Annotated in this window: 15 protein-coding genes; 7 read left to right on the forward strand and 8 right to left on the reverse strand. The window is 50.1% G+C overall.

What is annotated here, in order from left to right:
- A partial coding sequence (locus IQ256_RS22110) for an AAA-like domain-containing protein (RefSeq protein ID WP_193857862.1) occupies positions 1 to 1,197 on the reverse strand: 1,197 nt, incomplete at its 3' end.
- 552 nt (positions 1,198 to 1,749) lie between these two features.
- Here IQ256_RS22110 and IQ256_RS22115 point away from each other — a divergent pair.
- The gene (locus IQ256_RS22115; protein WP_193857863.1) at positions 1,750 to 4,863 is read left to right on the forward strand and encodes a hypothetical protein; all 3,114 of its coding nucleotides are present in this window, start codon (positions 1,750 to 1,752) and stop codon (positions 4,861 to 4,863) included.
- On the opposite strand, the gene IQ256_RS22120 is transcribed toward IQ256_RS22115, so the two are convergent.
- From IQ256_RS22120 to IQ256_RS22130, 3 genes are all read right to left on the reverse strand, one after another.
- A complete protein-coding gene (locus IQ256_RS22120) occupies positions 4,849 to 5,970 on the reverse strand; it encodes an anthranilate phosphoribosyltransferase family protein (RefSeq protein WP_193857864.1) in 1,122 nt (373 codons plus the stop codon). The genes IQ256_RS22115 and IQ256_RS22120 overlap by 15 nt on opposite strands.
- Positions 5,971 to 5,996: 26 nt before the next feature.
- Complete coding sequence (locus IQ256_RS22125; protein WP_193857865.1) at positions 5,997 to 7,028, reverse strand: LysR family transcriptional regulator; 1,032 nt, start codon at positions 7,026 to 7,028, stop codon at positions 5,997 to 5,999.
- 225 nt (positions 7,029 to 7,253) lie between these two features.
- Positions 7,254 to 8,636, reverse strand: a complete 1,383-nt coding sequence (locus IQ256_RS22130) for a HEAT repeat domain-containing protein (RefSeq protein WP_193857866.1) — start codon at positions 8,634 to 8,636, stop codon at positions 7,254 to 7,256.
- Between the two features lie 578 nt (positions 8,637 to 9,214).
- Between IQ256_RS22130 and IQ256_RS22135 the strand changes: the two genes are divergently transcribed.
- The 3 genes from IQ256_RS22135 (at position 9,215) to IQ256_RS22145 (ending at position 15,385) form a co-directional block, all read left to right on the forward strand.
- A complete protein-coding gene (locus tag IQ256_RS22135) occupies positions 9,215 to 10,783 on the forward strand; it encodes a ferredoxin--nitrite reductase (protein WP_193857867.1) in 1,569 nt (522 codons plus the stop codon).
- 284 nt (positions 10,784 to 11,067) lie between these two features.
- The gene (locus tag IQ256_RS22140; protein WP_193857868.1) at positions 11,068 to 12,690 is read left to right on the forward strand and encodes an MFS transporter; all 1,623 of its coding nucleotides are present in this window, start codon (positions 11,068 to 11,070) and stop codon (positions 12,688 to 12,690) included.
- A gap of 409 nt (positions 12,691 to 13,099) precedes the next feature.
- Positions 13,100 to 15,385: a nitrate reductase gene (locus tag IQ256_RS22145; protein ID WP_193857869.1), complete on the forward strand. Its 2,286-nt coding sequence runs from the start codon at positions 13,100 to 13,102 to the stop codon at positions 15,383 to 15,385.
- Positions 15,386 to 15,423: 38 nt separating this feature from the next.
- Here IQ256_RS22145 and IQ256_RS22150 read toward each other — a convergent pair whose 3' ends face one another.
- Together IQ256_RS22150 and IQ256_RS22155 are read right to left on the reverse strand one after the other, a co-directional pair.
- Complete coding sequence (locus IQ256_RS22150; protein ID WP_193857870.1) at positions 15,424 to 16,101, reverse strand: hypothetical protein; 678 nt, start codon at positions 16,099 to 16,101, stop codon at positions 15,424 to 15,426.
- 298 nt (positions 16,102 to 16,399) lie between these two features.
- Positions 16,400 to 17,029, reverse strand: a complete 630-nt coding sequence (locus IQ256_RS22155) for a Uma2 family endonuclease (protein ID WP_370623520.1) — start codon at positions 17,027 to 17,029, stop codon at positions 16,400 to 16,402.
- 107 nt (positions 17,030 to 17,136) lie between these two features.
- Here IQ256_RS22155 and IQ256_RS22160 point away from each other — a divergent pair, with 107 nt between their 5' ends.
- Positions 17,137 to 17,610 (forward strand): phosphate-starvation-inducible PsiE family protein, encoded by a 474-nt coding sequence (locus IQ256_RS22160; protein ID WP_193857871.1) that lies wholly within the window; start codon positions 17,137 to 17,139, stop codon positions 17,608 to 17,610.
- A gap of 482 nt (positions 17,611 to 18,092) precedes the next feature.
- Here IQ256_RS22160 and IQ256_RS22165 read toward each other — a convergent pair whose 3' ends face one another.
- Entirely contained in the window at positions 18,093 to 19,175 is a 1,083-nt protein-coding gene (locus tag IQ256_RS22165; protein WP_193857872.1) for a Gfo/Idh/MocA family protein, read from the reverse strand.
- Positions 19,176 to 19,284: 109 nt separating this feature from the next.
- Here IQ256_RS22165 and IQ256_RS22170 point away from each other — a divergent pair, with 109 nt between their 5' ends.
- Together IQ256_RS22170 and IQ256_RS22175 are read left to right on the forward strand one after the other, a co-directional pair.
- Entirely contained in the window at positions 19,285 to 21,015 is a 1,731-nt protein-coding gene (locus IQ256_RS22170; RefSeq protein WP_193857873.1) for an ABC transporter ATP-binding protein, read from the forward strand.
- Positions 21,016 to 21,033: 18 nt separating this feature from the next.
- Positions 21,034 to 22,863 (forward strand): ABC transporter ATP-binding protein, encoded by a 1,830-nt coding sequence (locus IQ256_RS22175; protein WP_193857874.1) that lies wholly within the window; start codon positions 21,034 to 21,036, stop codon positions 22,861 to 22,863.
- A 255-nt stretch (positions 22,864 to 23,118) separates the two neighbouring features.
- Here IQ256_RS22175 and IQ256_RS22180 read toward each other — a convergent pair whose 3' ends face one another.
- On the reverse strand, positions 23,119 to 23,337 hold the full coding sequence (locus tag IQ256_RS22180) for a hypothetical protein (RefSeq protein WP_193857875.1): 219 nt from the start codon (positions 23,335 to 23,337) through the stop codon (positions 23,119 to 23,121).
- Positions 23,338 to 23,421: the final 84 nt, after the last annotated feature.

Genomic DNA, 23,421 nt, shown 5'->3' on the forward strand with positions numbered 1-23,421 from the left:
GAAGGCTAACCCGGCTAAGTAGGGATGGCCATCGATTAAGCAGTGAAGAGACTTAAGCTGCCAGGCCCCCGATCCTTGCAACAATCCTTCTAACTCGTAGCGCCGCGCTAGTTCTTTGAGCTGGTCGAGGGTAAATGAAGGTAGGCTCAAAGACAGCCCCACATTGAAAGGAGACTGGTTAAGGTTTAATGGGATATAAAAATCAGTTGCATGAACCAAGACCAGCCGCAGCTTCTGCCAGAGAGCGTCATCCTTGGATTGCTCGTGCCAAACTCGCAGCATCGGTAAGAAGTCACGCGCAGTGGGCATATGTTCAAATACTCGGTTCAGCTCGTCAATACCTAGCACAATCGGCTCGGATATTTTCGATAGGATATATCGCTCCATGTACAGCTTGCAGTTCACTTTGCTGCCCATCTCTTCATCCCACAGGGCATCTACTTGAGAAGGCAGCGACAACTGCGAGCTAAGGTTGGCACAAAACCAGCGTAAGAAGCGATCTAAGCTGCTGAAGGTAGCCGTATCTACTTCGTTGAGGTTGAGCTTCACACTTCGGTAGCCTTGCTTTTGGCTATAAACTAGCAATCGGTTGAGCAGCGAACTTTTGCCCATATGCCTAGCCGCTTTAATTCTAAGCAAACAGCCTGGATAGCTAATCTCGCGGAACGTGGTTTCTTCTATGGGCGATCGCTGAATATATAGCGGAGAATCAAGCGGTACGGGGCCAGAGGGCATCATTGTGATCACAGATGCCTGGGATGAACTGGGCTGTGATGAATTGGGCTGTAATGACTTGGGCTGCGATCGCCCTGATGGACAAACGCGCTGAGAACTCGGAAAAGCTGTTTCTAAAATAGCTGTTTGTGAGATAGCGGTCTCTGGAAAAGTCGTGTGGGCATTCCGAACCTGTAAGAAATCTCGAAAGCGTGCTTCTGTGAAAATAAGATGTAAGTTTTTTTTACTAACCGTCTCATCTAGGATGATAGAAAGCTCCGACCAAAGCTTGAATCCCACATGCTTGACATATTCTGCGCCATAGCTCGACTTCTGCGCCATTTGAGCGTAGGTCCGCTTTAGCCAAGATTCATTTAAAACGAATCGCTCTAGCGGTTCTAGCTTTCGCTGCAGTAGCTGTTCTACAACGCTATCAAGGTTATCGACCTCTATTTGATTGCCATTAGTCAATGCACTAGCCATTTCACGTTTCTCATCTTTCCTATCATAGAGGCATCCGAAATCTATAAGATTCGCCCGTAACGTTATTTAGAGAAAACCCACTTTTATCGCTTTTCACACTTTGTCTAGCTGGCAAAAACGATGTACAAACCAAACGCCCCTCCAACAGACTAACTTTTCTCCCTTGACCCTCTCTTAACCTCCGTGAGAGCATCTAAAAGTAAGCATTGAAAGTAAGAATTAATCTCGCCTCTACGACAGTAGACATAGGGTGCATCCCATTTATGCAGAGCTATTGAGCCCTCATCCCCTAACCCCTTGCTCCCGTAGAGCTTGCTCTTCTCGTAGAGTAGGGAGAAGGGGAACCGGATTCAAAGTCCCTCTTTCATCGGGAGAGGGATTTAGGGTGAGGGCGAGCGATAACTTATGAAAGTGGGATGCACCCTAGACATATCGCTGCACGTCTATCGGGGCTGGGCTGCATGTTAATTAGACACGGTTGGTTTACGCGCGTGCTTAGCCACGGGTGAAAAGTTGTTGTATTCATTATTTAGCTACATAAAAAGGTCAGTTATGACGAGTCAGTCGAGTCAGTTAATTCCTGGAACGATCTACGTTCAAGACTACAGCCAGAAGCGAAGTAATCTGTATACGCTGAATATTGTCAGCGGCAGGACTCAGCTGGTGGGTGAGCTTGGAGCTGAAATCTACGATCTCTCAGTTGTTGGCCAGCAGCTATACGGCCTTAAGAAGAGAGGTCGCAAAGGGTTTGGTTCACGCAGCACGATGAGTCTGATCAAGGTAGATCCGGCTACAGGTCGCTCAACTTTGGTAGGAAATACTGGATTTTCGCTAGCGGGCCTCTCTTATAACTTGGCCGATCAAAAGCTGTATGCATCAGCGGCAGACAAGATTGTGGTCGTTGATACGAAGATGGGCCAGGGTAAAGCTGTGGTTACCTTGAAGGCGCGCGATCGCGTCTGTGGTGAAATTGCGTTTAATCGTGCAGGCGAGCTCTTCATTACCCTAACTGGCACAGACCTTAAGAAATATCTTGCCACTTGCGATCTAACAACAGGCAGCGTCTCGCTCATTGGTGAAACTGGCTTCCCTGGGATAGCCAGCATGAAGTTTATTGACGACGTTCTCTATGGGGCAACTGGAAACTATCCCGGACTAGGTGGCACTAACGGTCAAATTGTCCGCATTGACACCACCACCGGTAAAGCAGTCTTGTTTAACAACACAATTCCGCCTGCCTGCTGGGCCGGTATGGCCGTCGTTCCCTCTATAAAAAGCCAGCCAGCAGCAGAGAACCAGCCGGCAGAGAACCAGCCGGCAAAAAAATCGCAACCTAACTCGCAACCTACTGACCTCGCTACAGAAGAAACTATGACTTCCCTGACTATTGATACTAAAGAGAATTGCTATGTTATCAACGCCGATGACATGAAAGTCCTGCAAGAATCGGTTGCTAGCGCCTACACCATCAGCGAAGGCAGCTACAGTATCCGCATTCAAAGTGGTCAGTACCAGCACACCGAGCGCAGCGATGAGAGAGAACCACTCGTATTACTCTGGCTGTATGGCGCGAACAACAGCAGTTTTATCAACAAAACGACCGGCTATGAAGCCGGGACTACCTGGACAACGCTGAATGGATACAATGACACGCTTCGGATAGAAGCCAAAGAGCCCGTCTTCCTACATGCGCTGTTCTTTGGCTTTACAGGGGTGAACAACGCTGGCTCTGTTACCCTCTCTATCGCCAGCGAATCTGCCCCCGACTCCCCTCAGACGCTGAGTATCGAGGCCAAGAAAAATAGCTTTCTGCTACAGCCTAAGCTGCTATCCCAGCTTACTCAACAAAATGTCAATAGCCTGACGTTGACACCTGGAAACTACCGCTTCAACATTCGAGAATCAACCGCTAGCTACTGGAGTGAAGAGAAGAAATTCCAGCTTGAGCCTTGGGCAATTCTACTCATTCAAGGCGGTAAGTTTATTAATAATCTCACCAACGCCGAAATCAGCGAGTCTTGGTGTTCACTCAACAGCCTGCAGGACTATTTCATTTTAGAGGTAAAAGAAACCACTACCGTATCAGGCTTTTTCTTCGACACCTACAAAGAAGATAATGAAGGCCAGATCATTTTAGACGTGAATGCGGTGACCGAAGCTGAAGTGTCTAGTGAATATCAAAAAGCAGAGGCGCTAGCAGCCTCAGGCAGCGTTACCAAACAAACGATAGAACAAACTGCTGGTAAAACGTTTAGCCAGAGTACTACTCAAACTTCTAACTCGTCGTCTGAGCAGATATCTAAAACGACTAGTCAAACTAGCACCAGTTCTCAAGGCACTAGCTCCGAGAGTACTAGCTCTCAGGGCACCAGCTCCCAGGGCACTAGCTCTCAGGGCTTCAATAAAGAGTTTGCTTTTAGCTTCCAATTTGATGCCAACCAAATGGAAGAAGTTTGGAAACAGGTTGCCTCTCAGTCCGAAGCGTCCATATCGACCCAGGGCCAGACCCAGGCGGATACTTCATACCAGTGGGATCAGCTCGAAAGCTTCATCACGAGAAACTCTCAGGCTCAAGTTAAGAGCTTAGCGAGCCAGGTTGCCAGGATGGAGTTCATGATGAAAACGCTGATGCAGCAAATCGAGCTTAGCTTTAACCAGACATTCGACGCCTGGTCTGGCTACTTTGATCAGCGGTTAATCGAGCTGCTAGATACTAAAATCACCACTATTATTGAAGATCAGATCAGCGCTAAGCTAACCGCGCAGCGAGGGGAAGAAAGAACAGAAATTACTAGAACGGTTCAAAGCGAGCTAGATAGACGCATCAGCTCGACGCTAGAGAATAAAGTTGTCAACTTGCGTAACGATGTTTCTGCTTCGGTGACTAGAGATATGACCCAAAGTATCTCTGAGGCGATCAAACGGCTCGAAGAGCAGCTAGCGCTGAAAATTGCCGATCAGTCCAACGATATTAATATCTCAGTTACTAAGGTCTTTCAAAATGAGCTAGATAAGCAGATCACAAGCGCTTTAGAAAGTAAGATCGCTAGCCTTCAAAGCGATCTGGCCGCTTCTATCAGCAAGGACATGACTCAAAATGTCTCTGAGACGGCCCACAGGCTTGAAGAACAGCTCACCCTCAAAGTAGCTGATCAGTCAGAAGAGATCAAAGCCTTAGTCACTCAAAACTTCCAAAGTGAGCTTGATAAACGCATCAATGCGAATCTGGAAAACAAAGTTATCAATCTGCGTAACGATGTTTCTTCTATTGTGAATAAAGAGGTTACTAATAGCCTGACGACCTCGGTGAAAATGGACATTTTGGCCGATATCAAAAAGCAGCAGCTCACCTTTGATGTGAATGCGTTCAGAGAGGAAATGAGAAAGTTCTATGCCCAGCTCGCTCAGTTTGAAACCAAGATCAACACTCGGATCTCTCAAGGCGATACTGACCTGTACAACTGGACATTAGAGCAGCTAGTCACATTACAAAGCTGTATAACCGATCGTCAGGCGCTAGCAGGTCTGTTTGCTTCCTTTAGCGCTGAGCTGCAAGATAAGCTTGATAATGTGCCCTGCGTTCAGCCTAACCGGTTCAATGCCTGGATTCGAAGAGAAGACGCTCAGCTCCAGCCTAGCCAGTCAAAGCAGCTAGCTGGAGACTAGAAAACGACTAGGCGAGTGCGGGCTGCTTTGCGCGTCTAAGCACGACTTAATCTGCTGTAGTTTCTGCTGCAGAGCGCCGCTAGCGAGCATCGCGTTTGCCAGTTCAAACCCCTGCTCTATGCTCTCTACTCGGCCCGCTCGCCAGAGATAGAAGCCGCTGTTCCAAACCGCTGAGCGACTGATTTCATTGGGTTTACCGGCGATCGCCTCTCGATAGTCCAGCGATAGCGTTTCGAGCGAGGGTAAGACTGGGTCCTTGCTCTCAAAGCCGTAGTCTCTGGGGTGCAGCAAAAGCCGCTCGGTTTTCAAGTTTCCTGCTTCTAGCCGGTTGAGGCTGATAATGGCGGTGCGATCGCGAGCAATATCACAGCTTCCTTCTAGCCCTTTCACCGTCGTAAAGAAATCGATGCCTCGCTCAGTAAAGGCAATTTGTGTTCTTTCTTCCGTCGGCGGATGAACATAGCCGCTCACTACATTTTGACGACCGCTGTAGGGTGACCACATAATTTCAACCGTCGCTAGCGTCGGCCTTTTGCCAATCTGCTCGCGATAGTCCACGAGTGCCTCGGCTAGAGGAAACAGAATCGGCTGATAGACAAAGCCCAAACCCGTCTGGGCGAAGACAGATTGAACCTGTTCGAGGGTGATCAGCGTCTGCCAATCGAGTCCAAGCGCGTTAAAAACTTCGATTAAAGGGAGACCGTGCTTGGTGGGCATTCTGCCGCTACCGTGCAGCACGACTGGCGCGTCGGCGGCGACTAAAATCAGGGCGGTGAGCGGGGTGATTGGAGCGGTGCGCGATCGCCCATCATAGGGATTACAAAATACCGTTACTGGATACAGACTATCGATTGCGCTGAGCCTAGGTCCAAGCTGGTCGTAGGCATCGAGCATCCCTGCTAGTTCAGTAGGCGTGGGCCGCTTAATCCGCTGGGCAATCATGAACGCGCCGATCTGGGCGGGCGTAGCGGCCTGCCGCAGCAGCATTTCAGTCGCAACTGCCGCTTCTTCTCGGCTCAAAGACTTCGATGTGTGAGTGCCGCTGCCTACTTTCTTAAGCAGATCCCTAAACAAAATATGCTGTTCATTCGTCAGTCGATCACTCATCGGTAAAAGTGTTCTGCAAAGGTGGTCTAAGAAGGCAGCCTAGAAAGCAAGCGATCGCCCCCAGGCATCCTAACGCTACTCAGCATCGACTGCCGGGTATCAGCAGAATCAGCTAATGATCCCAAATCTCTTGGATCCGTCGCTAAGTCGCTAATCTGCGAGAAGCAATCGCTCGCTTGCTGTGAAACCAGCTCGCAAAACTGTTGAATCGGTGGAATCATCAGCCGATCTTGAGTCGTGACCATGACCACTTTGCGCGATAGGGTCGGCGCGCCAATCGGACGCACCACCAGATCGGGATCGCGGCGACTGTCAGTGAGTGCTGACTGGGGCAAAAGGGCGATTAGATTGCCCTGACGAACGATCCCTCGAAAAGCGTCTAGCGTATTAAGCTCTAGGGCAACTTTGAGTTCTTGGCCATGCTCTTTGAACTGATTTTGCACCACGCGCTGCATCCCATAGCCGTCTTTAAACACCACCTGCGGAAACCGGGCTAGCTCTGACCAGGGCACCACATCGTGCTTAGATAAAGGATGTTCGGCTGCCATCAGCAGCTCCACAGGCTCTTCGTAAAGTGGGGTAACGACCATCTCTTGATTGTTGGTTAGCAGCGGGTTGTGCATGACAATAGCAATATCGACCAAGCCATCGCGCAGGACTTTGAGCGCGCGATCGCTGCCCAAAGCGGTCACTCGTAGCTGCACGTTGGGGTGGCGCTGACAAAACTGAGTCACAATCGGCGGCAGTAGATGAGCACAGACCGAATGAATACCTGAAACACACAGCTCGGTCTGCTTGCCATTGATCAAGTCTTCAATCTCTTGCTGAGCCTGCGTCCATTCCTTACAAATGCGTGCGGCCCTAGGCTTGAGGCTATTGCCAGCTAGCGTTAGCTTGACTTGCCCGGTTCGGTGAAACAGCGGCACGCCCAAATCTTCTTCGATAGAGCGCACCTGGCGACTGATGGTAGATTGGGTCACACTACACTGATGCGCCGCCGCCTGAAAGCTACCCGTATCGGCGACCGCCAAAAAAGCCTGCAACTGTTCTAAACGCATAGGGGTAGATGAAGTAGGAGCTATGCAATGCAAGCAAGGGGTTAGAAAACCTGTTCTTAGTCACATAAACTGCATACCCAAATGTAAAACATGCAACTCAATCGTTTTGTAGGGGTTGCTACCTAGCGTTATTGCCTGGTAGCTGCTACCTATGATGATCGATGATTTGTTCTCGCTCTTACAGCTATAACTCAGAAGACCGTTACGTTATCCAAGGAGCCTCCCTTACCAAGTTTTGAGACTTTCTTTTACTTTGTCTTTTAAGACGTTGGAGTGTCTTGCACTAATTAGATAGCGCTGAATCTGAGCTCTAGCCGCTTCGGGATCGATCTGGTGAAGGGCGCTGCGAGCATGCATCTGAATTCGCAGATCTGAATCTGCCAGTAGCGGAATCAGCGCGGCGATCGCATCGGTTTGACCGAGCCCAGCGAGAGCGGAGACGACCGCTTGCTTGAAGGCCGATACGGGCTGAGCAGACAGATTTTTCCACTCGTTGGCACTTTGGTTGGCAGCACTTTGATCCGTTAAGGAATCGGGAGACAAGTTATTGGTCGGCTGGCTGTTTTCTCGGTGTAACCAGGCGATCAACGGGCTGGCCGCCTGTGACTTTAGCTGGGGCTGACGGGTTTGGCCTAAAGCCCGAGCAATCTCTGGCTTAATAGCAGGCATGATTAGCGGCGCACTCTGCTCGAAGGCGATCGCCAGTGACCGCACGGCACTCTCTGTCTCTATCCAGCCTAGTGCCCGGACAATCGCTGCTTTTACTGGGGTAGCCACGGGCTGCATCAGCGTTTGACTAAGCGCAGCAACAGCCTCTTTTGTACCTAGTCGGCCCAGGGCGATCGCGCTTTCTTGAGCGATCCGAAGATCCTGACGGCGCAGACATTGCCGCAGCGGATTCACCAGATCGACCTGCGGGAGTAGATCGCTGCGACGACCTAGGGTGCGAATAGCCTCTATGCAAATCGAGACATCAGCGCTATTAGTATCGGTTTGGGCATCGGGTTTGGTAGTGGTTTTTAGAGCTGCTAGCAAGACTGGCGTAATGCGCGGGTCGTGGAAGCTACCTAAGGCTTCTAGGGCGATCGCTCGAATTTCTGCGCTGCTGTCTTCCACCACGCTCAGCAAAGGATCGATCGCCTGGCTACGACGGATATGCGCTAGCACTTTAACCGCTAAAATGCGCTGCTCTATGGGGTTTTCACGGTCGAGCAGAGCGCTGACTGTTTCAATTGCGCTACCGCCAATGCGGGTCAGTGCCCGGTGCGCCTCTATCTGCAAATCCTCACTTTGGGTAGTCGCCAGCAGCTCGGCAATCGCCTCAATCACTTCAGCTTGGTCAAACTGACTGAGGATACGGACTAAGAACCACTGCGTATTAGGATCGCTTGCTGCTCGCAGACAGTGAATAAGATGAGGGATAGGGCGATCGCCCCACTGGCTAATTTGCTCAGATAGCTGTTTAGCGCTTTGCCAATGGCTATGAAAATCATTTTCTTCAAGGGATGCGATCGCCTGATCGATCGCATCTGCAACAGCGGTTCTAGATATAGACAAACTTTCAGCCGCAGCATGTTCTGTCGAAGAAACGGGGTTCACAGGCAGCATATTATTAGACTTCTCCTCACAATATTAGGGCAGCAGTTGTCACAAAAGACAATTCCTACTGCCACCGTTCTCTGTCTACCTTCGTTCAAAATTGTATAGGGACAAAATTAGTGAGATGAAAATAACGCATACTCAGCATGCAAAAAACGCAAAATAAGTCCGTCTCCCGATATAAACCGTAGTAGATAATACAAAACAGAGGATTGAATTTCCATATCTTAGGTTCAACTCAATACAAAACGAGTTAGACAAACCCTAAAACGGTTCCTTATAAGCGTGGTGGGTAGGCGTATTAGCTGCCAGTGGTAATTGATGTGCCTACCACTTTCTTAACGATTTCAAATAGTTGGCGATCTTAAGCTTGTTTCTCTTGTGCAGTATTGTCTGTTTATTGCAGTATTACAGGGCTTCATAGGCTTTCAGGCGCTGATTTCGTACGACTTAAAGTGTTTTTGCAGGGTTATTTTGTCGATTGGATGGTATTAGCTACATACTTCGTTTTCTCTCTTGGAAAAGTCATTCGTACGAAAAGATAGACAGTAAATTTCAGCACTAGACTATTAGCATTTGGATGGAGCATGGTTACATCACCAAGCGTTTTAAAGACAGAAAAGAAAGAAGCTAAAAAAAATAAGTTTGAAAAGTATAAAGCCGAAAAGGATGGCTTAGCTGTTAAGAGCGAGCTAGACAAGTTCGCGGAAATGGGCTGGGAGGCGATCGATAAAACAGATCTCACCGGCAGGTTGAAATGGCTAGGTGTCTTCTACCGCGAAGTGACTCCCGGCAAATTTATGCTGCGAATGCGGATGCCTCACGGCGTGCTTTCTAGCCATAAGATGCGTTTGCTAGCTGAGATCGTCCAGCGCTATGGCGATGATGGCTGCGCTGATATTACTACTCGCCAAAACTTACAGCTGCGCGGTGTTCGCTTAGAAGACATTCCAGACATCTTTAGGCGCTTCGAGCAGGCCGGGCTGACATCTATGCAGTCGGGGATGGACAATGTTCGTAACATTACTGGCTCACCCGTTGCCGGTATTGCTGCTAACGAACTGATCGATACGCAAGGGCTAGTGATCAAAGTCCAAGATATGATCACTAACAATGGTGAAGGGAACTACGACTTTACTAACCTGCCCCGTAAGTTCAATATTGCCATCGAAGGGAGCCGAGAAGACTCTATTCACTCAGAAATAAACGACATTGCCTTTATCCCTGCCTTTAAAGATAGCGATGAAAGTAGCGAGCTAGGATTTAATGTCTTGGTGGGTGGCTTTTTCTCGGCGCGGCGCTGCGATTCGGCAATTCCTTTAAATGCGTGGGTGCCCGCCGATGATACGGTTGTTGAAATTTGCCGAGCTATTCTAACGGTCTTTAGAGACAACGGCTCTCGGGGCAATCGTCAGCAAACTAGACTGATGTGGCTGATCGAAGAAATGGGCCTCGACGCTTTTCGGGCGGCTGTAGAAGCGCAGATGGGCATAACACTATCGCCAGCTGCACCCGAAGATGCCATCACAGAAGAAGGAAAAAGCGACCATTTGGGCGTGCATTCTCAAAAGCAACCCGGCTTGAACTATGTAGGTCTTCACATACCCGTTGGCCATATCTTCGCCGATGATATGTTTGAACTTGCCCGCCTAGCCGAAGTCTATGGCAATGGCGAGATTCGCCTGACCGTTGAGCAGAATGCCATCATTCCAAACATCCCCGATTCTCGTTTAGAGGCGTTTTTACAAGAAGCGCCGGTTCAAAAGTTCTCAATCAATCCCGCACCGCTTTCTAGATCTTTGGTTTCTTGCACCGGATCTCGCTTTTGCAACTTTGCCCTAATTGAGACCAAGCAGCGAGCGCAGGCACTCGCAGAAAAGCTAGATTCGAGTTTGAGCGTAGACCAGCCAGTGCGGATGCACTGGACCGGCTGCCCAAATTCTTGCGGACAGCCCCAGGTGGCCGATATTGGCTTTTTGGGCACCAAAGCTCGCAAGGATGGTAAGTCTGTAGAAGCTGTGGACATCTACATGGGTGGCAAAGTCGGCAAGCATGCTCAGCTAGGTGAGCGGGTGATGAAAGCAGTCCCTTGCGAGGATCTAGAATCGGTGCTTACCGATTTGCTGACAGAAAAATTTGGCGCAGTGGCCAAATAGCGAGTATTCGTTGGCGGTGGGCAAGCACTTTTTAGAAAGTCTCGTATCTGCGTCTGCGGTTTCTCTATAAAGGTACCTACATAAAGGTGCCTCTACAAAGGTGCTTCTACAAAAATAGAAGTCTTCCAACGATGGGAGCACTCCCTGGCCTGACATCTGATATCAGCTTGTCGGGCCACAAAAAAGAAGCCTACGGGCGGCAACCCAAAGGCTTCGAGCTTATCCGTTTGTGACTCAGCGTTTTCCGAATCACAACGTCTTTATACATAGGAGCATAGCGCAAGATGATCGGAGAGTTGTTTACTAAACCAACTCAAGGCAGGTATAAAATTTTACACCTGACCTGGTTTGCATTCTTTTTGTCGTTCGTAGTGTGGTTTAACTTCCCTCCATTTGCGACGACCATTCAACAAGAGTTTGGCCTATCAGGCCCTCAGCGCGGCACGATTGGCCTTTGCAACATTGCTTTAACAGTTCCGGCCAGGATTATTATTGGCATGTTGCTAGATAAGTATGGGCCTCGAATTACCTACACCTGTTTGCTAGTGTATTCGGCGATTCCCTGTTTGATTTTTGCAACGGCAACGAGTTTTAATCAGCTTGTAGTTGGTCGCTTGCTGATGGGTATTGTCGGTGCGGGTTTCGTCATTGGCATTCGCATGACGGCAGAATGGTTCCCGCCGAAAGACGTAGGTACGGCTGAAGGTATCTATGGCGGCTGGGGCAACTTTGGCTCTGCCTTTTCTGCTTTTACAATGGTGCTAATCGCTATGGCTTTGAGCTTCTTGCCGGGCTCCTTTAGCTTTGCTGAGGCTAAGCCTTTTGCCGTGCTAGGCATGACCTTTAGTAGTGAAGTATTGAACTGGAGAGCGGCGATCGCTGGTTCTGGTATTTTTGCTGCTCTGTACGGTATTTTCTACTACTTCAACGTAACTGATACGCCACCAGGCCGGGTCTATCACAAGCCTAAGAGCGCTCGCGGCATTGAAGTAACCACCGTGCGTGACTTCTGGTTCTTGATGGCGATGAACGTGCCGCTCACAGGCATCTTAATGGTGCTCGCTTGGCGCTTACAGAAGGTTAACTTCCTGTCCCCTAGTGGCATGGTGATTGCTTGGATTGGCTTGCTCGGTCTCTATATTTTCCAGTCTTACAACTGCTGGGCTGTGAACAAAGATCTGTTGGCTGGGCGCAAGGTATACCCGGCTGAAGACCGCTATCGGTTTAAGCAAGTAGCGCTACTAGAGCTTACCTATATTGTTAACTTTGGCTCAGAGCTAGCGGTGGTGACCATTCTGCCCGCTTTCTTCGAGGGCACGTTTGGTCTCAATCCGGCGATCGCCGGGATGATTGCGGCTAGCTATGCGTTTATGAACCTGGTTTCTCGTCCGGGCGGCGGCATTATCTCCGACTCTGTCGGCAGCCGTAAGTGGACAATGGCGGTGCTATTGATTGGCATGGGCATTTGCTATCTAATCTTCAGCACAGTCGGTAGCGGTTGGCCAATAGCAGGCGCTGTTATCCTGGTCATGGTCTGTTCGTTCTTTGTCCAGGCTGCGGAGGGTGCTACCTTTGCCCTAGTACCGCTGGTTAAGCCTCGAATTACAGGTCAAGTTGCCGGTAACGTGGGCGCTTATGGCAACGTGGGTGCGATCGCTTATCTAACAACCTTGCTACTGCTAAAAGAGGCGCTCGTTCCTGCTGGCGATATCACTGATCCAACCGTCATTGCTGGAACTGCTGCTGCCAATGCCGCCTTCTTCCAAGTGCTAGGTGTAGCGGGTCTGGTAGTCGGGTTCCTCTGCGCCTTCTTCCTCGATGAGCCTAAGAACTCCTTTGCAGATGCTCATGCAGGCCAAGAAGAAGCCGCTGTTCCAGTAGTGCCTAATCCATCGGTCATGGGTTAACGCCCATTAGGAACACCGACGGTTGATCGCGATTGATAGCTTTAGAGGGCTGTTTTTTATAGATATTGTTTTCTATAAAGTCTATCTACCGAAAAGGGGAGCACTAAACCAGTCGTTCCCCTTTTGTCTATAAATACTGATCTGTTGATAATCTCCAAGTGGCAACTATAGCTTTGGTCACTTGACTGAGGTACAGTTTGCAGGCTGAAAGCTTTGTGTTGCAACGGGTCAAGTGACGCGCCTATCCCGAATGCATCCGGTACAGGCTATATACATTGTTCAATTACATATTTAACTACACGATTTCCAACCATACAATCTGTAAATATTCTGACTATGTATCAATTTTGTCTACTAGTGGTGTTGATGGAATGTCACGCTAAAAAGTCAGTTTAAAGGAGACTAAACGGTGCCTCGCTTTGACAGCTCATCCTCTAAAAAGCCCCTATCGACCAAGACGCTTTGCCCATACTGCGGGGTGGGCTGCGGGCTAGAAGTGTTCCCACCAGCGCGGCCAGGGCGAAAAATTACGCGCGATAGTCAAGGGCGACCCGTTTGGCAGGCGGTGGGCAACAAGGCGCATCCTTCGAGTAAGGGGCAGGTTTGTATTAAGGGGGCGTCAGTGGGTGAGTCGATCGATAGAGATCGGCTGAAGGTGCCAATGATGCGCGACTCACTCGATCAGCCGCTAAGACACGTGAGCTGGGACGAAGCCTTTAGTCGCATTACTTCAGAGATTCAAAAAGCAATTGTTCAGCGCGGCCCCAACTCCATTTGCATGTACGGCTCCGGGCAGTTTCAGACAGAGGACTACTACACGGCTCAAAAGCTGATAAAAGGATGCATTGGCACCAATAATTTCGATGCTAACTCACGCCTGTGTATGTCTTCAGCCGTCGCTGGCTACAGCCAAAGCTTTGGCTCAGATGGTCCGCCCTGCTGCTATGACGATTTAGAAGCAACAGACTGTGCCTTTTTAATTGGAACAAATACGGCTGAGTGCCATCCGATTATCTTCAATCGGCTGAGAAAGCATCACAAAAAGAACAAAGAGGTGAAGCTGATTGTCGTAGATCCGCGCCGAACGGATACGGCCAAAGATGCAGATCTGCACCTAGCGATCAGGCCAGGATCTGATATTGCCCTGCTAAACGGTATTGCCTATTTGTTGATTCGCGCCAACAAGCATGACCCCGTTTTTATTGACTACTGTACAGACGGCTTTGTGGACTACGCCCAGGTAGTCTCGCACTATCCGCCCGACCGAGTGGCCGAGCTCTGTGGCATTACCGCCCAAGAAGTTGAGCTAGCGGCCAAGCTGTGGGGCGAGTCAAAAAATGTACTCTCGCTCTGGTCGATGGGCGTCAATCAGTCGACTGAGGGCACTGCGAAAGTGCGGACAATCATCAACCTGCATTTGATGACAGGCAATATTGGCCGAGCGGGCGCAGGGCCATTCTCTTTAACAGGTCAGCCCAATGCGATGGGTGGCAGAGAAGCGGGCGGGCTAGCGCATATTCTGCCGGGCTATCGATCGGTGAAAAACGCCGGGCATCGCCATACGGTTGAGAAAGCCTGGCAACTGCCAGCAGGAAGCATTTCGGCTGAGCCGGGGATGGCGGCTTGGGACATGATGCTGGCCCTAGAGCGTGAAGCGGTAGGTGTCATGTGGATCGCTGCGACCAATCCGGCGGTGAGCATGCCCGATATCAAACGCACACAGGCGGCCTTGCTAAAGTCACCCTTCACTATTTGCCAGGATGCCTACTACCCAACCGAGACCGCTGCCTACGCCCATGTGGTACTACCGGCGGCGCAGTGGGGAGAAGCGCCTGGGGTGATGACCAATTCTGAGCGAGTGGTGACCTTCTGCCCCGCCTTTCGCGATGCGGTAGGAAAGGCCAAGGCGGACTGGGAGATTTTTGCCGAGGTCGGTCGCCGACTGGGATTTGAGCAGCAGTTTAATTTTGCCGATGCGGCAGCGGTCTATGATGAGTTTGTATCGCTGACGGCAGATCGGCTATGCGATATGAGCGGGCTCAGCCACGAGCGGCTAGCCACTGCCGGGCCGATTCAATGGCCTGCGCCGATCCACGAAACGGATGAGAGCGCCGCCGATAAATTCGACAAGCGGCTGTACACAGATTCTCGCTTCTTAACAGAAAACGGACGGGCAAAGTTTGCCGCCTTTCATTTAAAGGGTCTAGCAGAGCCGCCAGACGATCAGTTTCCGATGGTATTGACAACGGGGCGGCTGCTGGGTCACTGGCATACGCAGACGCGCACGGGCAGAATTGAGAAAATCGTAGCTAAGTATTCGCATCCGGTGCTGGAGATCAATCCAAAAGACGCGCAGCGATTACAGGTGCAGTCTGGGGACTGGGTTGAAGTGCGATCGCGTCGCAGCGCCGCTAAGCTGCCCATCCTCGTCACTCAAAACATCCGCCGAGGCACCGTATTCATGCCGATGCACTGGGGCTTTCTCTGGGCCAAAGACGCCGAAGTCAACGCTCTCACTCATCCAGCGGCCTGTCCGATCTCGCTACAGCCCGAGCTTAAAGCCTGCGCCGTACAGCTCGCGCCCATTGCCGCCCCAGCAGAGCAAGCCCCGCCCGAGACAGCCAGGCAGCTATTAGCCATGGTGCAGCCGTCTCAGGTGGTCACAAAACAAGCGGTAGTTGCTGGACAGGGCTAACCCTATTAAGACTGGAGTCTTGTGAAAAATAGCAAGCACTACGACTCAATCAGTTCCCATTCCAGCAACTTTCTCCTGACGTGTCTGTACATATCAAGTACTTCTTCTTTGGATATATTCGCTTCGAGGCTATGTACAGCCCTATTTCGAAGTGCTAGAAATCGACTTCCTAGTTCATATTCGTCGTAGGAGATCTCACCAAGCGAGTACATATAGTTAAGAACGCTACGGTCAGAAGTAGTATCCATTGGAATATTCGCTTTTCCCCCTATAATTCTCATTGCTGAGATATATACCGACCAGATATAGGGCAAGGTAAGGTCGAAGTTCTCTCCAGAAAGAAGAGACTCTATTTTCCAAAGCATTCTGTCAATAGATTGTAAGTTCGCCTGTGGCTCGGCTGATATGAGAGCCGTCGTTTCAACATCATCAATAGTCGAAAGCATGAACCGCCAATCTTTATGACTGCTGATGATATCAGAGATTTCCTTGTATCTTTCAATCGACCGATGGGAGCCTTGTGGCCTGATATCGATAATAAGATTATCCTGGTCGCGAGTTGCTAAGATACTGGGCTGGTATTGGCGCAGATCAAACGGAATCATTGACGGATCAGGCTCAACAACGACAGCGTAGCCTTCTTTCTTCAGGTTTCTAGCAGCTAACTGAATAGCAGGTGACTGAGCAGTCAATTCACTTCGCACAAGCTCATTCATACTTTGCTTTCTTATTATCGCTATTTTTTGACTGATAGGAAACAGGTCTTCTAGGCAAAAGAAGCTCAAAAATAACCGTCATGAGCTATGCAACTCGTACGTAAAGTATTCAACCTCACTCTAGGCTAAACTCAGAACCTATACCGAAAGAGCATCACGCTCACAGCACTCCTGCCCAGCAGAGCAGGCCCCGCCCGAGACAGCTATACAGCTATTAGCCAGGGTGCAGCCTACTCAAAAGATAGCCAAACAAACGGTTAGCGTTGGCCCAGGTTGAAAACTACTGCTTACAGCAAAGCTATTTTGGAAACGTAACTCTTCCTGCGTTTAGAACCTGCTCAGCGGTGAGTTTCATCTTCAGGAACGTTGGCGAGCTGATCAATTGACTGTCACGTAGGATGGTTTTTTGGTATCGGTCATCTTCGCCTAGAGTGCAAAGCGTTAGCGTTGGCTGCTTGGGACGCCCAATGAAAAGCTCTCCTCCCAATCCCTCGTAGTCAACTATCCAATATTCTGGAATCCCTAAGACTGCATAGTCTTCAAACTTTCGGGCGTAGTCGTTTTGCCAGTTGCTGCTAACCGCTTCGGCAACAAACTTGACTGAATCGCCTAGCGTCAGCATGGATTCTTTCGCCCAAAGCGGTTCCTGGGCTAAGGACTGAGTGTCTACCACCATAACATCTGGGCGGAAAGCTGTAAGATCACCCAGCGGTTTGAGAAGACCCCGCTGCAAGACAAAATAAGGCAGCTCTAATTGATCAATTTGGACATTAAGCTTGCGGTCGATGAAGGCAGCTACCTGCTCGTGACGCCCTGTAGGTTCCAAATCAAAGACCTCACCATCAATCAGCTCATAGCGACTGACATCATGGTATTGAGCAACAAACTGACTGACTGTCATCGGCTTGGCTTGTACTAGTGCCACCACAGACAACTACCTCCACGAACAGTACTCGCTTACCTCCTAGATCTTAGCCTAAAAGCTTGAGCCTGTAATATAGGCAGGTACACGTCAGCGGCGGCATAGATTCAGGTGTGAAAAAATTTACTCGCAACCATCTGAGTGATGAGGGTTTCTTACGAAATATCGGACGATTCGAGGGCTGGGTTTCTAAGCTGCTCTCGGTGGCGATGGTGCTAGTCGTCATGGTGATCATCTTTGATCTCTTTATATACCTGTTTGCGTCGTTGGGTGCAGAAATACGAAATACTGGATCGGGCGATCCGAAGATTTTCTTTGGTCGCACGCTGCTAGATATCTTTGGTCTGTTCTTGAGCGTTTTAATCGCGCTAGAGATTCTAGAAAATATTACGGCCTATCTGCGAAAACACGTTGTGCAAGTAGAGCTAGTGATTGTCACGTCGCTAACGGCGGTGGCTAGAAAGATCATCATCCTAGATCTCAAGGAGGTGTCGGGGGTGAGCTTGATTGGACTGGCGATCGCAATCCTTGCACTCTCTATCAGCTACTTCATTGTCAAGAGTGTTCACGCTGACAGAACCTCCTAACTCTCGCTGAGAATTAGACATATCTATTTACAAAAATTGAACTATCGTTCATAAATGGTTAATATTAAAAAATAATTAAGCAACAGGTCAGTCAATGAAACGCATGCCTTCGCGATCGCTCAGAAGTTTTTTGATCAATACCCTGCTAAAAGCGACCGTCATGGTAGCTGTTGTGGGTGGACTGGTGTTCACTGGGTTTGTCGACGGTGCTATGGCCTACAACATTGACTACGGCATGGATCAAGCTCGCGGTGCAAAAACCATCGAATACTACGGCGAGCCCGTGCGCGATATCGTTGAACAAACCATGAAAAACAACGTTAATCACCCAGAACCCAAGTCAACCTCTCAGAATTCTTACAAAAGAGAAAGCAAGCTCAACAATTTGCTGCCAGAAAGACGCGGCGAAGCTTTTTCTCTAGAAAGATTTCTATATATTAGAGAAACTAGAAATCCTACTAACCATACGGTTTATTGTCGCCTCACACCGGTACGTTTAGCTGCTTACCGGTTTCGTTCGATCGATGCGTTAGATCCATTAATAGCTGTGAGTAGATTCCTTCTGGCATCGCCGGGGCCGTTGCTTTATTCGCTTCTATGCAGTCAATCCAATGATTGACAACGCGCACAAACGGCGCAATCCGGCCATCTGCATACACCTTAGGAAAGGCGAGCTGTTCGGGCGTAGGTACCTCTTTTAGCGCTGCGCCTAGCTCACTGGCAAACACTTTGAACCCATTGACATAGTCTTTTTGACTAGGATTTCCCAGCACCAAAGTACCTTTGTCACCATACACTTCAATGAAATGGCCGCGTCCGGCGTAGCTAACGGCGCTGAGGGTGATTTGGCAGAGGGTGCCGTCTGTCAGCGTGAGGGCGATCGCACACACATCATCAGAATCCACTGGCTTCATCTCTCCTGTGTTTGGATCGGGCCGCTCCAGAATAGACGTGCTTAATGTGGCACTAATCTTGCTAGCGGGGCCAAATAGCCAGTTTACATAGTCAAACGTATGCGATCCAATTGAGCCTAATGCGCCGCCGCCCAGCTCTTTTTGGGCGTACCAGTTCCAGGCCCGCTCTGAACTAGCGCGGCTCGACGCGATCCAATCGATTTTGATCAGCCGCTTTTTGCCGACGATGCCTTGGCCTAGCAGATCGGCAAAGTGCTGCCAGGCTGGAATAAAGCGAAATTCAAAGTCGGGAATCGCAATCACGTTATTGTCTATCGCTAGCTGCTGCAGGTGCTTTGCCTCTGTAACACTTAGCGTGATTGGCTTTTCTAATAGCAGATGCTTGCCCGCTTTGAGGATGTCTTTGGCCATCTCGTAATGAGCAAACGGTGGCGTCGCTAGCGTTACTGCCTGAACGGTTTCTTGGGCTAAAATTTCGTCTAGGCTGCTGCTGGCAAACGGAATGTTATGCTCGCTAGCAACCTGCTGGGCTTTGGCGCGACCGCCATTCCAAACCGCCACTACCTCTGTGCGATGATGCGCCTGCAATCCGGGGATATGCACCTTCTGCCCGAAGCCCGTGCCGATTACTGCTACGCCAATATTCGCCATCAATGCATCCTTACTTTGCTATACCACTTGATAAGAGCATACAGTCATAGCCTCAAGACTATTCTACTCATCTCAAAAGGGCTAGCCGAGCGCTAGAAAAAGGCCATCTATGACGTCATTAGGGCGCGTACTCGAAAATCTAAAGTACTACGGTTGGCTCACCCTTGGAGCGATCGTCAGCGTGCTGTTGCTGACAGTCGCCAATGCATTGACGCCGCAGCTATTTCGCCGGGGAATCGACCAGGGGATTGCCCCGCAGGATCTTTCGGTCGTGCTGGTGACAGGCGCTCTGATGGTGGGTGTGGCGATCGCACGCGGTCTGTTCAACTTTGGTCAAAGCTATTGGAGTGAGGCCGTCTCTCAAGGCGTTGCCTATCGGCTGCGATCGCAGGTCTTTCGCAAAATTGAAACGCTCAGCTTTAGCTATCACGATCAGGCGCAAACCTCTCAGCTACTGACGCGCATCACCAGCGATATCGAACAGATTCGCACGTTTGTAGGAACCAGCCTGATCCAGGTGATTAGCTCGGTAGTAACGCTAGTTACCATTGCCACGATTTTGCTGATAATGAACTGGCGTTTAGCGCTGATCACACTGGCGGTGATTCCCTTAGCCGGCGCGCTGCTGTTTCGCTTTTTTGGCCAAAATCAGCCTTTGTTTGGCCAGGTGCAAGAGCGGCTAGGCGATCTCAACGACGTCCTGCGGGAGAATTTGCTAGGCGTGCGGGTAGTCAAAGCGTTTGCGCGCGAGTCGGTAGAACAGACCCGCTATACCCAGATGAACGCTCAGCTGGTGGCGGTTTATATCAAAACGCTCAGGGCGATTCGCAACACGTTTCCGTTTATCTTTTTGCTGAGTAATTTGATTACACTGGCGGTGGTCGGCTACGGCGGAGCGCAGGTGATCAATGGCGCGTTCACGATCGGGGAACTGGTCGCGTTTAACGCCTATTTGTTGTTTATTTTGCAGCCGGTTTTGCTGATTGGCTTTGCCGCGCCCGTGATCGCTCAGGCGGCGGCCTCAGCCGATCGGGTGTACGAGATTGTCGATGCGCCGATTGAAATCACCAATCGTCCGAACGCGGTGCCCTTTACTCAGTGCGGCGGACGAATCACCTTTGAAAATGTGTGGTTTCGCTACCCAGGGGCAGCCACGCCAGCACTGCAAGGCGTTTCTTTTGAAACTCGGCCCAATGAGCTAATTGCCATTCTAGGTAGGACAGGCTCGGGCAAGAGTACGGTGGTGAATCTGCTGCAGCGGTTTTATGACGTGACTAAGGGGGCGGTGCGAATTGACGGACGCGATGTGCGAGATTTTGACCTAGAGAGTTTGCGATCGCGTATCGGCATTGTCTTTCAAGAAACCACCTTATTTTCTGGAACGTTGCAAGAGAATATTGCCTATGCCAAGCCGGATGCATCGCTAGATGAAGTAATCGAAGTGGCTAAGCTAGCGCATATTCACGAGTTTATTCGAGGATTGCCTGAAGGCTACGACACGATTGTGGGTGAGCGCGGTGTGGGACTGTCCGGTGGCCAAAAACAGAGAATTGCAATCGCTCGCACCCTGCTAACCGACTACAAAATCTTGATCCTAGATGACAGCACCTCAGCGGTCGATGCTCGGACCGCTGCCCAAATTCAGGCAGATCTAGATGGAATTATGAAAGCACGCACCTGTAGCGCCTTCGTCATCGCCCAGCGGATCAGCACGATTAAAGCTGCCGACCGCATTCTTTTAATCGATCATGGCAAGCTTGCTGCCTGCGGCACTCACGAACAGCTCATGCGAACCAGCCCCTTGTACGGTGCCATTCTAGAATCTCAAGTCAGCCAGTAATTGGTCTAATTTCTGTCTATGAACACAGCCTCGAACACAGCCCCCGATACGCCTAGCCAAATCCACAATCAGCCAGTTCAGCAGCCACCCACATTTCGTCGCCTGCTGAGCTATCTAAAGCCCTATCGGCAAGAGCTGCCGCTGGCGATCGGCGCTGTAATCATAGGAGCCTCGACTCAGGCTGTCGGGCCGTTTCTCATCGGCTGGTCAATCGATAATTTGATTCGTCCGGGCAATCTAGCTGGGCTGCTGAGAATGGTGGTGGGCCTAGCTTTTGTTTATGTCATTGGCACCATAGCGATTCGAGTCCAAATCTTTCGGGTGGGCACGATTGTTCAAAATGTGCTGGCTCAGATTCGTCAGGACATTTTCACTAAGATTCAAAGTCTCTCGATCGGCTACTTCGACAAGAGTGAAGCGGGCGATCTGATGAGCCGATTGCTAAACGACGTCAGCGTTATCGATCAGGCGTTTGGTCGCAGCATTCCTCAGATTTTAGGCAATACCTTTAGTTTGATTGGCATCATCATTGCGATGTTTTTGATTAACTTTCAGCTAGGCTTGCTCAGCAATCTAGTGGTGCCTGTGATGATCTTTACCACTAGCCTATTCTCGCGCTGGGCTAGAGCCAGATTTAGGGTCACCCGTGAGACGATCGGCGATCTCTCCGCTCGGATCGAAGAAGATGTCAGCAGTGTCAAAGAAGCTCAGGCCTTTAACCGGGTAGATTACAACATTGATGCCTTTGAAGCGCTGAATGCGGCAAACCGAGATGCCAACATCCAAGCGGTAGCGGTGACCGCAGCGTTTCTACCCTCGATTGATTTTCTCAATACGCTGGCAACAGCAGCGGTGCTGGCCTATGGCGGCTATCTAGCAGTTACAGGTGCGGCAACCGTAGGCACGGTGACTGCATTCTTGCTCTATGTCCAACAATTTTTTAGGCCGATTCAGATTCTCAGTCAGTTCTATACCCAGGCCCAAAGTGCGATCGCTGGCCTAGAGCGCGTGTTCTTCTTACTCGATGAGCCCGAACTGTTGCAAGATGCCCCCGATGCGATTGAACTGCCGCCGATTACTGGCAAGGTCGAATTTGACCGAGTTACCTTTGGCTATGTGCCAGGTCAAACTATTCTTGACAATGTTTCTCTCTGCGCTCAGCCCGGCCAAATGATAGCGCTAGTCGGCCCGACCGGAGCGGGTAAAAGTACGATTATCAATCTCATTCTGCGCTTCTATGACGTAACGGGTGGCGCGGTAAAAATCGACGGGACGGATGTACGTCAGGTGACTCAGGCTAGCCTGCGACGTCAGATTGGCTATGTCCTACAAGACAACATTCTGTTTAGCGGCACGGTGGCCGAGAACATTGCCTTTGGCCATCCTACCGCCGAACAAACCGATATCGAAGCGGCGGCGCGAGTCGCTAACATTCACGATTTTATTACGCAGCTACCGCAAGGCTATGCCACCGTGCTGGGTTCGCAGGGGGCGACGTTGAGCCAAGGCCAGCGGCAGCTGATCAGCATTGCTAGAGCGGTGTTAATTGATCCGCGTATTTTGATCTTAGATGAGGCGACTAGCAGCATCGATACGCAGACAGAAGGACTGGTGCAAGACGCGATCGCCTCACTACTCAAAGGTCGCACCAGCTTTGTGATCGCCCACCGCCTTAGCACCGTTACCCAGGCCGATCAGGTGCTGGTCATTCAGCAGGGTCATATCGTCGAACAGGGCACGCATCAACAGCTGATTGACCAGGGCGGCGAGTATGCCAAACTCTACGCCCTACAGCTTGGCGGTCAGACGAGTAGCACCGATTCAGCCCTTCACCCCGCGTCGCCATAAACGAGCCTCACCCGAGATAATCAGCGCCAACAACTGTGCAAATTAAGTTCTAAGACACTCAGGGTGCTAGCGGTGTCTGTGAAGTCGAGATTGAAAGAATTGAAGCTGTTTCAACATCTTCAGAATCAAGTGCAGGTATGAAGATAGAGAAAATCAACCAGTACAAAATCAATCGCGTCATTATTTTGTAGATCAGACTCAGACTAGACTTGCTTTATCGTTTTTTCTCCGCCTGGCTGCCTAAGCGCTGTACTGTTATCCATCTATAAAATAGTTGTGCGAGACATCCAAGGAAGTGCCTCCTGTCTCAAGTTTCGCTGTACGTGTATTGAAGTTAACCCGAACGGTTACATCAGGGTCATCTGGCACTTTCTCACCGGATGTGTAGGCTTCACCTGTGTCTACATAGTCCGGATCGCTATAATCGATGACGTATCCTCCTTCTCCATCTGCCCTAAGATTGGAATTGCTCACAAAGTTATAAAGGCGCGTTCCTGGAGTAAGTTCATCTAACGAGGAGACGTTGCTACTTTCATTCATAGAATTCATATTCTAGTC

The sequence above is a fragment of the cf. Phormidesmis sp. LEGE 11477 genome (assembly GCF_015207105.1).
Taxonomy (GTDB): domain Bacteria; phylum Cyanobacteriota; class Cyanobacteriia; order Phormidesmidales; family Phormidesmidaceae; genus Phormidesmis.